The 12,757-nt window shown below is 65.9% G+C and carries 7 protein-coding genes; 3 read left to right on the plus strand and 4 right to left on the minus strand.

The window, feature by feature from the left end; all coding sequences use genetic code 11:
- Positions 1-45 precede the first annotated feature (45 nt).
- Positions 46-1,764 carry a thiamine pyrophosphate-binding protein gene (locus M3A49_RS18755; protein ID WP_266230124.1) on the plus strand — a complete coding sequence of 573 codons (1,719 nt, stop codon included), beginning with the start codon at positions 46-48 and terminating at the stop codon, positions 1,762-1,764.
- A 124-nt stretch (positions 1,765-1,888) separates the two neighbouring features.
- Here M3A49_RS18755 and M3A49_RS18760 read toward each other — a convergent pair whose 3' ends face one another.
- Together M3A49_RS18760 and putA are read right to left on the minus strand one after the other, a co-directional pair.
- Complete coding sequence (locus tag M3A49_RS18760; protein WP_254355741.1) at positions 1,889-3,037, minus strand: branched-chain amino acid ABC transporter substrate-binding protein; 1,149 nt, start codon at positions 3,035-3,037, stop codon at positions 1,889-1,891.
- 96 nt (positions 3,038-3,133) lie between these two features.
- On the minus strand, positions 3,134-7,081 hold the full coding sequence (putA, locus tag M3A49_RS18765) for a trifunctional transcriptional regulator/proline dehydrogenase/L-glutamate gamma-semialdehyde dehydrogenase (protein WP_266230125.1): 3,948 nt from the start codon (positions 7,079-7,081) through the stop codon (positions 3,134-3,136).
- A 290-nt stretch (positions 7,082-7,371) separates the two neighbouring features.
- Between putA and M3A49_RS18770 the strand changes: the two genes are divergently transcribed.
- Positions 7,372-7,521: a hypothetical protein gene (locus tag M3A49_RS18770; protein ID WP_254355739.1), complete on the plus strand. Its 150-nt coding sequence runs from the start codon at positions 7,372-7,374 to the stop codon at positions 7,519-7,521.
- A gap of 74 nt (positions 7,522-7,595) precedes the next feature.
- Here M3A49_RS18770 and M3A49_RS18775 read toward each other — a convergent pair whose 3' ends face one another.
- Positions 7,596-9,851, minus strand: a complete 2,256-nt coding sequence (locus tag M3A49_RS18775; RefSeq protein ID WP_266230127.1) for a primosomal protein N' — start codon at positions 9,849-9,851, stop codon at positions 7,596-7,598.
- 417 nt (positions 9,852-10,268) lie between these two features.
- Positions 10,269-11,360 carry a uroporphyrinogen decarboxylase gene (gene hemE / locus M3A49_RS18780; RefSeq protein ID WP_266230129.1) on the minus strand — a complete coding sequence of 364 codons (1,092 nt, stop codon included), beginning with the start codon at positions 11,358-11,360 and terminating at the stop codon, positions 10,269-10,271.
- A 226-nt stretch (positions 11,361-11,586) separates the two neighbouring features.
- On the opposite strand from hemE, the gene M3A49_RS18785 reads away from it, so the two are divergent.
- Positions 11,587-12,399 carry a transporter substrate-binding domain-containing protein gene (locus M3A49_RS18785; RefSeq protein ID WP_266230131.1) on the plus strand — a complete coding sequence of 271 codons (813 nt, stop codon included), beginning with the start codon at positions 11,587-11,589 and terminating at the stop codon, positions 12,397-12,399.
- Positions 12,400-12,757 lie beyond the last annotated feature (358 nt).

Genomic DNA, 12,757 nt, shown 5'->3' on the forward strand with positions numbered 1-12,757 from the left:
GCATCTGAACGCAATCACGTAACGATTGAAGGAGACTTGACCGCCATGCAGCAGCCGAACGCATCCGCCACATCCGAAGCCACCATTACCGGGGCTCGCCTCGTCGTCGATGCACTCGTCGCCAATGGCGTCGAGCGCGTGTTCTGCGTACCGGGCGAGAGCTATCTCGCGGTGCTCGATTCGTTGTCCGACGAAACCGCGAAGATCGAAACCGTGGTGTGCCGTCACGAGGCGGCGGCGGCGAACATGGCGGAAGCGATCGGCAAGCTCACGGGCAGGCCGGGCGTCGCGCTCGTCACGCGCGGGCCAGGCGCCACGCATGCCTCGATTGGCGTGCACACGGCGTTCCAGGACTCCACGCCGATGATCCTCTTGATCGGCCAGGTCGCGCGCGAGCAGATGGACCGCGAGGCGTTCCAGGAAATCGACTATCGACGCATGTTCGGCCAGATGGCGAAGTGGGTCGCGCAGATCGACGACGCACGCCGCGTGTCCGAATACCTGAGCCACGCGTTCCATGTCGCGATGTCGGGACGGCCAGGTCCGGTCGTGCTCGCGCTGCCCGAAGACATGCTGAGCGGCGCGATTCCCGCGTCCGAAGCACAGCCCATCGCGCCGCCCGCGCAACGCGTGCAGGCGTCGCCTTCCGCCGCGCAGATGGAGCGCGTGCGCGAACTGCTCGCGGGAGCGAAGAAGCCGTTCGTGATCGCCGGCGGCCATGGCTGGAACCCAGAGGCATGTGCGGACTTCCAGCGCTTCGTCGAGAACTGGCAATTGCCGGTCGGCCTCGCGTTCCGCTTTCAGGACACGCTCAACAACGAGCACCCGAATTACGCGGGCGACGTAGGTCTCGGCGTGAATCCGGCGCTCGCGAAGCGTATCCGCGAAGCCGACGTGCTGCTCGCACTCGGTCCGCGCCTGGGCGAATCGACGACGGGCGGCTACACGCTCTTCGACATTCCCAAAACGAAGCAAACGCTCATTCACGTGCATCAGGGTGCGGAGGAACTCGGCCGCGTCTACGCAGCCGATCTGCCGATCGTTTCGGGCCTCGCGGAATTCGCGGCGCTGCTAGCAGAACTTCCGGCGCCCGCTCAACCCGCATGGGCCGGCAGCGCCGCTGAAGCGCACGAGGCGTGGCACGCATGGCGCAAGCCGCTGCCGATGCCCGGCGACGTGCAACTCGGCGAAGTCATGCAGCAGCTGCGCGCGCGCCTGCCCGACGACGCGATCGTCACGAACGGCGCGGGCAATTACGCAACGTGGCTGCATCGTCATTTCGCGTATCGCCACTTCCGCTCGCAGCTCGCGCCCACGAGCGGCGCAATGGGCTACGGCGTGCCCGCCGCGATCGCGGCGAAGTCGCTCTACCCCTCGCGCACCGTGGTCGCGCTCGCGGGTGACGGCTGCTTCATGATGGCTTCGTCGGAACTCGCCACGGCGATGCAGTACGGTCTGAATGTCGTGTTCATCGTCGTGAACAACGCGCACTACGGCACGATCCGCATGCATCAGGAGCGCCACTATCCGAACCGCGTGCACGGCACGCAGCTCACGAACCCCGACTTCGCGGCATTTGCGCAGTCGTTCGGCGCGCACGGCGAAGTCGTCACGACCACGGCGCAATTCGCCCCCGCGCTGGAGCGTGCGCTCACGGCAGGCAAGCCCGCGCTGATCGAGATCCGTGTGACGAAGGAAGCGAGCACGCCTGCGGCCACGCTCGAACAGATTCGCGATGCAGGCAGGAAAATGCGCGGAGAATGACTGAAAAGGAATGCTGAACAAGCTCACCTTTTACGCTGGATGAGCAATTGCGAGCGCACAAACAAAAGCCCCACAGATCTTTCGATTCTGCGGGGCTTTTTACTTCAGCCTGAAGCTCAGGCGCTTACTTGCCGCCCACGCTTTGCAGCGTCGTCCACTTGCCGTCGACAACCTTGTACAGCGTGATGCCGCCGTTCTTCAGGTCGCCGCGCGTGTCGTACGCGAGGTCCGACGTCGTGACCGCCTGCATGCTGGTCTTCGCGAGGAACGGCAGGTACTTCGCCGGATCCGTCGAGTTGGCCTTCTTCATCGCGTCGAACATCGCCATTGCGCCGTCGTAGGCGTACGGCGAGTACGTCTGCACGTCTTCGCCGAAGCGCTTCTTGTACTTCGCGACGTAGTCCTTGCCACCCGGCATCTGGTCGAGCGGCAGGCCGGCGAGCGACGCCACCGTACCGTTCGCCGCGTCACCCGCGATCTGCAGGAAGGTCGGCGTGTGCACCATTTCGCCGCCCATCAGCGGGGCCTTGATGCCCAGCGACTTCATCTGCTTGACCATCGGTGCCGCTTGCGAATCCGCGCCGCCGAAATAGACCAGGTCGGGGTTCATCGCCTTCGCCTTCGTCAGGACCGACTTGAAGTCGACGGCCTTGTCGTTGGTGTATTCACGGTCGATGATGTTGCCGCCCGCAGCCTTCGCAGCCTTCGAGAACTCGTCGGCGAGACCCTGGCCGTAAGCCGTGCGGTCGTCGATCACGACGATCTTCTTCATGCCGAGGCTCTTCACTGCGAACGTGCCTGCCACCGAACCCTGCTGCGTGTCCGAGGTCATCATGCGGAACGTCGTCTTGAAGCCTTGCTGCGTGTACTCAGGCGCCGTCGCCATGGCGATCTGCGGGATGCCTGCGTTCGCGTAGATGCGCGAAGCCGGGATCGTCGTGCCCGAGTTGAAGTGACCGAGCATGCCCTTGATGCCGTCGTCGACGAGCTTCTGCGCGACCGTCGTGCCCGTGCGCGGGTCGGCCTGATCGTCGGCCGAGTCGAGCACGAAGTGAACCGGCTTGCCGCCGATCACGGGCTTCGTCGCGTTCATGTCTTCGACTGCGAGCGTGATGCCGTTCTGGAAGTCCTTGCCATAGTGCGCCTGCGCACCCGTCATCGGACCGGCGAAACCGATCTTCACGTCATCGGCTTGTTGTGCGTGCGCAGTCCCCGCCAGCGACAGGGCGGCAACAAGCGTCGCGCCTGCCAGCTGCTTCATCGTGTGTTGCATTGCTTCTCCTTGGTACCAGGTATCAAACGAGCGGCTTCGGTTTCTATGGGCCTTGCCGCTTCCTTGTCTTGAGACGACCGACAGTATCGCTTGTGCTTAACCGATCGTCATCAAATTTGCATTACCGCCTGCTGCTGCCGTATTCACGCTGACCGAACGTTCCGCGAGCAGTCGTTCGAGAGCGTAATCTTCGTCGCCGTTGGCGAGCGCGTGCGCTGCCACGCCCTGCACCGAGACGATCGGGCCAGGACGCTTGGCCACTTCCTTCACGAGTGCGAGCAACTCGTCGCTGTCGCCTTCGAAGAGGACTGCATCGAAGTCGGCATCCGCCGTCTTCTTGATCGCCACGTGCGCCTTCAGTGCCGCCGGCAATGCGCTCACCAGCGCTTCGCCCGCCGCGCCCTGGAACAGCGCGCGGTTGCCCGTTGCGAGCGCAACGGCGAGTTGTGCGCGTGCGCCCGTTGCGGTGGACGACACGCACAGCACCGTGCCGCGCGCCGAAAGCGTGTAGGTGTTGCGCTCGCCCGTCGGGCCCGGCAGAACCGCCGTGGCGCCCGCGAGCACGTATTCGAGGTAGCCGTCGCAGCGTGCCGCGAGCGCGGGCTCGCGCTCGGCGATGAGCCAGTCACGCAGCGTCGTGAGCGCGGACTGTGCCGATTGCGGCGCGCCGTTGTTGCCTTCAGCAGCTTGCGGCGCATCGACGACGAGCACATCGGCGAGCGACTTCGGCAAACCAGCTGGACGCTTCGCTAGCAAGCGCGAAAGATACAGCGCGCCACCCGCCTTCGGACCCGTGCCCGAGAGGCCTTCGCCGCCGAACGGCTGCACGCCCACCACCGCGCCGATCACGTTGCGGTTCACGTAGATGTTGCCCACGTGCGCGCGGCCGATCACGTGCGCGATCGTTTCGTCGATACGCGTGTGAATGCCGAGGGTGAGGCCGTAGCCCGTTGCGCGGATCTGCTCGAGCAGCTTGTCGAGCTGGCTGCGGCGATAGCGCACCACGTGCAGCACCGGGCCGAACACTTCGCGCTTGAGTTCGTCGAGGCTGTCGAGCTCGATGAGCGTGGGCGGCACGAACGTGCCTTGCGCGCAGGTGTCGGGCGTCGGCATCTGCTGGACTTTGCGGCCCTTTTCGCGCATGCCGGCGACGTGCGTATCGATACCGCGCTTCGCGTCGATGTCGATCACGGGGCCGACGTCGGTCGAGAGGCGGTCGGGGTTACCCACCGCGAGTTCCTTCATCGCGCCCGTGAGCATTTCGAGCGTGCGGTCCGCCACGTCGTCCTGCAGGCACAGCACGCGCAGCGCGGAACAGCGCTGGCCGGCCGAGTCGAACGCGCTTTGCAGCACGTCGGCCACGACCTGCTCCGCGAGCGCCGACGAATCGACGATCATCGCGTTCTGGCCGCCGGTCTCGGCGATCAGCGGAATCGGGCGGCCTTCGGAGTCGAGGCGCTCGGACAGCGTCTTGTTGATGAGGCGCGCAACTTCGGTCGAGCCCGTGAACATCACGGCGCGCGTGCGGTGATCGGCGACGAGCGCCGCGCCCACAGTTTCGCCGTTGCCCGGCAGCAGTTGCACCGCGCCCGCCGGCACGCCGGCTTCGCGCAGGATGCGCACGGCTTGCGCGGCGATCAGCGGCGTTTGTTCAGCGGGCTTCGCGAGCACCGTGTTGCCGGCTGCGAGCGCGGCCGCCACCTGGCCCATGAAGATCGCAAGCGGGAAGTTCCACGGGCTGATACACACCACGGGGCCGAGCGGGCGATGCGTGTCGTTCGAGAACTCGTCGCGGATCTGCGTGGAGTAGTAGCGCAGGAAGTCGATCGCTTCGCGGATTTCGGCCACGGCGTTCGCCAGCGACTTGCCCGCTTCGCGCACGATCAGGCCCATCAGCGTATGCATTTGCGCTTCGAGCAGATCGGCGGCGCGTGCGAGGCAATCGGCGCGCGCTTCGACGGGCGTGGCCTGCCAGATCGGCGCGGCGGCCACGGCTTGCGAGAGCGCGGCGCTCACGTGCTCGCTCGTGGCTTCCGCCACGGTCCCGACGAGATCGCGATGATCGGCGGGGTTGCGCACGTCGCGTGCAGCGCTGTCTGCGATATCGCTGTCCGCGAGCATCGGCGCGGCGCGCCACGGATGATGCGCGCTCGCCAGCAGCGCCGACGAAAGCGACGCGAGACGATGCTCGTTCGAGAGATCGAGGCCCATCGAATTGAAGCGCTCGCTGCCGTACAGCTCGCGCGGCAGCGGAATCTTCGCATGCGGCGCGCCGAGCGGCACGACCTTGGCGGCGTCGTCGATGGGGTTCGTGACCAGTTCCGCGACCGGCACGGAGGCATCGGCGATGCGGTTCACGAACGACGTGTTCGCGCCGTTTTCGAGCAGACGCCGCACGAGATACGCGAGCAGCGTTTCATGCGTGCCGACCGGCGCGTAGACGCGGCACGGACGGTTGAGCTTGCCCTGCGAGAGCGGGCCCGTGACCTCTTCGTACAGCGGCTCGCCCATGCCGTGCAGGCACTGGAATTCGTACTGGCCGGGATAGTAGTTCTGGCCCGCGAGGTGATAGATCGCCGAGAGCGTGTACGCGTTGTGCGTGGCGAACTGCGGATACACGGCATCCGGCGCGCCGAGCAGCTTCTTCGCGCAGGCGAGGTACGACACGTCCGTGTAGATCTTGCGCGTGTACACCGGGTAGCCTTCGAGGCCATCCACCTGGGCGCGCTTGATTTCCGTATCCCAGTAGGCGCCCTTCACGAGGCGCACCATGATGCGGTGACGGCTGCGGCGCGCGAGATCGACGATGTAGTCGATCACGAACGGGCAGCGCTTCTGGTAAGCCTGCACCACGAAGCCAATGCCGTTCCAGCCCGCGAGTTCCGGATCGAAGCACAGCGCTTCGAGCAGGTCGAGCGAAAGTTCGAGGCGGTCGGCTTCTTCGGCGTCGATATTGAGGCCGATGTCATAGCGGCGAGCGAGCACGGCGAGTGCGCGCACGCGCGGCAGCAACTCGCCCATCGTGCGTTCCTGCTGCGCGCGCGAGTAGCGCGGGTGTAGTGCGGAAAGCTTGATCGAGATGCCCGGGCCTTCGTAGATGCCGCGGCCGCCGGCGGCCTTGCCGATGGCGTGGATCGCCTGCTCGTACGATGCGTAGTAGCGCTGAGCGTCCGCTTCCGTCGTCGCGGCTTCGCCGAGCATGTCGTACGAGTAGCGGAAACCGCGTGCTTCGAACTTGCGGCTGTTGGCCAGCGCTTCGGAGATGTTCTCGCCCGTGACGAACTGCTCGCCCATCAGGCGCATGGCCATGTCCACGCCCTTGCGGATCAGCGGCTCGCCGCCCTTGCCGATCATGCGCGTGAGCGCCGACGACAGACCGGTTTCGCTGTTCGTCGTGACGAGCTTGCCGGTGATCATGAGGCCCCACGTGGCGGCGTTCACGAACAGCGACGGCGCGTGGCCCACGTGCGATTTCCAGTCGCCCTTGCTGATCTTGTCGCGGATGAGCGCGTCGCGCGTGGCGCGGTCGGGAATGCGCAGCAGCGCTTCGGCGAGGCACATCAGCGCCACGCCTTCCTGGCTGGACAGCGAAAACTCGTGAATCAGCCCTTCCACACCGCCGCCCGTGCCCTTCGCGCGCAGCGTTTCCACGAGCTTCGTGGCGAGCTTCGTCACGTCGCCCGTGAGGTTGGCCGGCAGGCGCCCTTCGCCGATCAGGAACGGCACGCACTCCGGCTCCGGACGGCGGTACGCGGCCGTGATGGCCGCGCGCAGTACCGACTGCGGTTGCACGTTTTGCGCGAATTCGAGGAACGGGTGCGATGCCGCTTCGTCGTCGTCAGCGGTAGCACCTTCGGCGAGATCGGTCGCACCGACATGGCCCTTGAGTTCCGGAGGCAGCTGGCCGTGCTCGATTTTCTCGAGATAGGCAAAGATGGCTTGCTTGATGAGCCAGTGCGGCGTGCGCTCGAGCCGCGTGGCGGCGTCCTTGAGGCGGGAGCGGAGGAGATCGTCGACTTTGACGCCAAGTGTGGTGCTAGCCATGTTTCCTTCGTATGCCGGCAGACCCGCACCGGCGGTGACCAAAAAGTTGGCGAATCGTAACCCTACCAATAAAAAGGTGCAACCACTCTCTCAAAATGGTTGCACCATGGTTGAGGCCTTGTGCAGCCTGGGTTTGCGGCCGATGTCCGCCCACCGGGCCACGCAGGTTGCGCTCGGTATTTTCCCTGGCCCAACAACACGCTGGACAACCCTAATCGATTCCGCGGCCGTGCCGTTATACAAACAGAGCGGGGGTTGTTGATCACAAGAAAGAGCGTAGGGACCGGAAAATGGAAAAGCTGCTGGTAATCGCAGGGATCTGGACGATGTGCGCCATGTGCGCCGTGCTGTTCATGCGCGGCGCGACGGCGCCGGATGAACGCCGCATGAGCTTGAAGCGCGCGGCGCGCAGGGACGTGGCCGATACCGTCGGCCAGTGAGGCAGGAAACGGGAAGTTGATGCCAGGTGGCCCCGCTGTTGCGGCAACGGGGCCAGGCCGGCTGCTGTCCGCTGCTAGATGTCGAGCGGATCGACTTCGAGATTCCAGCGCAGCACGCCGCGCAACGCGCGCAGCGCGGGCTGCCACGCGCGCAGCGTTGCCTGCAGCGCGGCACGCGACTGGCTTTCCACGAGCAGTTGCGCGCGATGCACGTTCATCACCTTCACGATGGTGAGCGGCACCGCGTCGTAGGCCATGACACGCTCGGCGCCCGGAATCGCGGTGAGCGCCGCTGCGGCCTGGGCGAGAAACGCCAACGCCGCCTCCAGCGTGCGCCCTTCGGCGCGCAATAACGCCTGATAGACGAACGGCGGCAGGTGTGCATCGCGCCGCTCCGCGACCTGCGTATTCGCAAACCCCACATAGTCCTGGCGCGCCAGCGCGTGATAGAGCGCGTGGCGCGGATAGCGCGTCTGCACGAGCACCTCGCCGGCCAGTCCGGCGCGCCCCGCCCGCCCGCTCACCTGCATCAACTGCGCGAACAGGCGCTCGCCGGCCCGGAAATCATGTGAAAAGAGCGCATTGTCGGCGTTCAGCACGCCAACGAGCGACACGCGCTGGAAGTCGTGCCCCTTCGCGATCATCTGCGTGCCCACCAGGATGTCGACTTCGCCCGCGTGCACGTCGGAGAAAAGCGCCTGCGCGCTGCCCTTGCGGCGCGTGCTGTCGGCGTCGATGCGCAGCACCCGCGCGCCCGGCACCGCGCTCGCGAGCGCCTCCTCGATGCGTTGCGTGCCGCGCCCCATCGGCGCGATGTCGACGTTGCCGCACTCGGGGCACGAATGCGGAATGCGCGATTCCCAGCCGCAGTGATGGCAGCGCAGCGCGCGCTCGGGCTTGTGCAGCACGACGTACGCGCTGCAGCGCGGGCAGCCCGCCACCCAGCCGCAGGCGTCGCACGCGAGCGTGGGCGCGTAACCGCGACGGTTCAGGAACACGAGGCTCTGCTCGCCGCGCTCGAGACGCGCCTTCATCGCCGCGACCAAAGGCCCCGAGAGCCCTTCGAACGAAGCGCGGCCGCGCCGGCGCTCCTCTTCGAGATCAATCAGCTTGACGGTGGGCAGCACCGCGTCGGCAATCGCGCGGCGCGAGAGCGTGAGGCGCGTGTAGCGGCCCTGCTCGGCCTGCCACCAGCTTTCGAGCGACGGCGTGGCCGAGCCCAGCACGACCGGCACGCCCAGCTGCTTGGCACGCCATACCGCGAGGTCGCGCGCCGAGTAGCGCAGCCCTTCCTGCTGCTTGTAGGCGGGGTCGTGCTCCTCGTCGACCACGAGCATCGCGAGACGCGGCAGCGAGGCCAGCACCGCGAGCCGCGTGCCGAGCACGATGCGTGCGCGGCACGTGTGCGCCGCGAGCCAGTTGCGGGCGCGCTCGCCTTCCGCGAGGCCGCTGTGAAGCGTGACGATGGCCTCGTCGGCGAGCGTGGCCGCGAAGCGCGTGCGAAAGGCCGCCTCGAACTGCGGCGTGAGATTGATTTCCGGGACCAGCACGAGCGCCTGGGCGCCCGGGTCGCGCTCGAGCAGCGCCGCGAGCGCGCGCAGATAGACCTCGGTCTTGCCGCTGCCCGTCACGCCGTGCAACAGGAAGGGCGCGAAGCCGCTCGCCGCGCCGATGGCTTCCACGGCGTCGGCTTGCTCGTCGCTCAGGCGCGGGACTGCCACCACGGCGGTCGTCTCCGCAGCGCTGTTGGCCACGCTTGCGGCCGCGCCGAACTCGATGCTTTCATGCTCGACCCAGCCGGCGTCGCGCCAGGCTTCGAGCGTAGCAATCGCCTTGGGATGCAGCGCGCGGGCCGCGGCTGCGTCGAGCTCGCCGGCATCGGCGAGCGCCTGCGCGAGACGGCGCAGCGCCGGCGCGCGCGCCGGCAAGGCGTCGGGCAGCGCGGCGCGCCCTTGCGGCGACAGACGGTAGCGCTCCTCGGGGGCGAGCAGGCGCGCCCAGCGCAACGGATCGCGCAACGCCTGCGGCAGCGCCGGCAAGGCAACTTCGCCCAGGCCCCGCTGATAGTAGTCGGCGGCAAAGCCAGCCAGCGCGAGCCATTGCGCCGAAAGCGGAGGGCAGGCGGCGCACACCGCGCTCACGTCACGGAGCTTGTTCGCGGGCACGTCGCTGTGAGCGTTCACTTCGCAGATCAGGCCGACCACGTCGCGACGCCCGAACGGCACGCGCACGAGCATGCCGGGCTCGGGCGCACAGTCGAGGCCATAGCGATAGTCGTAGAGCGCATCCAGTGGATGGTCCAGCGCCACGCGCACGTACTGCCCTGTCATGCCTCGCTCCCAGGGAAGTTCCGTACGCCAGCGCACAGACACGCAAACCTAAAGTAATACTTTAGATTTCGCGCTAAGTTTTGGATTCCGCAGAACAATCGCGCCCCCGAATCTGCGCCTGTGGATAACTTTGTTGAGAACTTCTCGAGCGCTGCCTGCGTGCGCCCGCGCGTGGTCGTTATGTGGGATACCGCACAGAGCGCCGTGGAGCGCCGAAAGCCTTGTCTGTCAAGGGTCTGATTGATTCTGCTCAGACCTAAGCGGGCGCCTGCGACAACCTTTCCCTCTTGCGCGCCGCAACGAGGCAAGTGTGCATAAGTCAAGTCTTGACAGGACCGCGATGGCGTCTGGATGGCCTCTTGAGCCCGGTCATACCCTGACGCCCGGAGCCCAGCTTGCTGCGATGCACCAAAAACGTCACGCATCGGTCGCGCGAAGCGCGCGGCTGTGACGATGCACTTCGTCCACGAGTTCGGCCACGCTTTCGGGTGACGTGAACTGCGAAACGCCGTGACCGAGGTTGAACACGTGACCCGGGTGCGCGCCAAAGCTGTCCAGTACCGCGCGCGCCTGCTCGCGAATCGCGGCCGGCGAAGCGAACAGCACCGTGGGGTCGAGATTGCCCTGGAGCGCCACGCGGTCGCCCACGCGCTCGCGCGCGCGGCCGAGGTTGACGGTCCAGTCGAGGCCGACGGCGTCCACGCCCGTATTGGCGATTTCGTCGAGCCAGAGGCCGCCGCCCTTCGTGAACGTGATCACGGGCACGCGCTCGCCATCGTGCTCGCGCTTGAGCTGCGCCACCACCTGCGCGATGTACGCGAGCGAGAAGCGCTGATACGCGCCGTCCGCGAGCGCGCCGCCCCAGGTGTCGAAAATCATCACGGCCTGCGCACCGGCTTCGATCTGCGCGTTCAGATAGGCTGCCACCGCCTGCGCGTTGACTTCGAGAATGCGCTGCATGAGGTCCGGGCGCGCATACAGCATCGACTTCACGGTGCGGAAGTCGTCCGAGCCGCCGCCCTCGACCATGTAGCAGGCGAGTGTCCACGGGCTGCCCGAAAAGCCGATCAGCGGCACACGCTGGCGCCCTTCAGCGTTGGTGAGCGCGCGGCGAATTTCGCGCACGGCGTCGGTCACGTAGCCGAGCGTCGCGTCGATATCCGGCACGGCAAGTCGCGCCACGTCTTCTTCAGTGCGCACGGGGTGCGCGAACTTCGGCCCTTCGCCCGCCTGGAACGAGAGGCCGAGGCCCATCGCGTCCGGAATCGTGAGGATGTCGGAGAACAGGATCGCGGCGTCGAGCGGATAGCGCTCGAGCGGCTGCAGCGTGACCTCGGTCGCGTAATCGGGATTCTTCGCGAGGCCGAGGAAGCTGCCAGCGCGGCTGCGCGTGGCGTTGTACTCGGGCAGATAGCGGCCTGCCTGGCGCATCAGCCAGATCGGCGTGTACTCGGTCGGCTGGCGCAGCAGCGCGCGCAGGAAGGTGTCGTTCAGGAGAGTGTGGGCCACGTGCTGGATGCGCGAAGTCGCGCCAAGGTTCGGAAGCAAGCGGCCATTTTACCGGAGCGTGCGCCGCGCCATGCCGCTGATGGGTGGGATCAAACAGCGCAACGGCACTGAAGTATAGGTCGTTGCCTACCCAGGTAAGTCCGCGCTTATCTGCCGCGTACGCGAGGACTATCATCAGACGGCTTTCCAAAACATTACATCAATCAAAACCAGATCTGGAGACACGATGAAAAAAGCCGTCCTCGGCCTGACGATCGTGAGCGCCGCTTTGCTGAGCGCGTGCGCCACGAGCCAGTCCGCCGGCCCACCCGCCAACGGTGCGCAGGCCGCCACCGCCCATTCGCGCCTCGACGAAATCATCGCGCGCGGCACGCTGCGCGCCTGCACGACCGGCGACTACAAGCCCTACTCCTTCTACCGGCAGGACGGCACGTTCGAAGGCATCGACATCGACATGACCCAGTCGCTTGCGAAGTCGCTGGGCGTGACGGCCGAGTTCGTGAAGACGTCGTGGTCGAACCTCATGAACGACTTCCTGGCGAAATGCGACGTTGCGGTGGGCGGTGTCTCCACGACACTCGAACGCCAGAAGCGCGCGTTCTTTACCGAGGCTTATCAGGTCGACGGCAAGACGCCGATCGTGCGATGTGAAGACGTCAAGAAGTACCAGACTGTTGCGCAGATCAACCAGCCTTCGGTGCGCGTGATCATGAATCCGGGCGGCACGAACGAGCGCTTCGCGAAGCAGTTCTTGCCGCACGCGAATCTCATCATGTATCCGGACAACGTGACGATCTTCAAACAGATCCTCGCGGGCAAAGCCGACGTGATGGTGACCGACGCCTCCGAGACCATGCTGCAGCAGAAGCTCAACCCGGGCCTGTGCTCGGTGCATCCCGACAAGCCCTTTCAATACGGCGAGAAAGCGTGGATGGTGCCGCGCGGCGACGTGGTGTTCCAGCAGTATGTCGATCAGTGGCTGCACCTTGCGCGCGCGAGCGGCGAATATCAGGCAATCTCCGACAAGTGGCTGAAGTGAGGTGTTGAATCGCGCCGCATTGTTATGGCCCTTCGAATTGCTACGATGAGTTGCAGAAGCGGGATGACACGCGGCGCGCAAAGTTTGCATTTCGCGCACATGCGCAATGTCGACGCATTGCGCATGTGCGCAGCCGGTAATTCTGTACGGTGTGCGTCGTGCATAAAAGGCCCATACCGTGGGCCTTCCTTCATGCAATTCGAATCCTCGCGCCCGAGTTGCCGTCAAGGCTGTCAAACAGCCGCGAAAAATAGCGGTAAAAATGACTTGCGCGAAACGCTCAGGATGGCAAAAAGCGCCGCAGAGCCTTATCTGACGGGCGTTACAACCTGAAACACTTTGTTACCGCGAACCTATC

Origin of the sequence: Paraburkholderia sp. CNPSo 3076 (genome assembly GCF_026343935.1) — a bacterium.
Lineage (GTDB): Bacteria > Pseudomonadota > Gammaproteobacteria > Burkholderiales > Burkholderiaceae > Paraburkholderia > Paraburkholderia nodosa.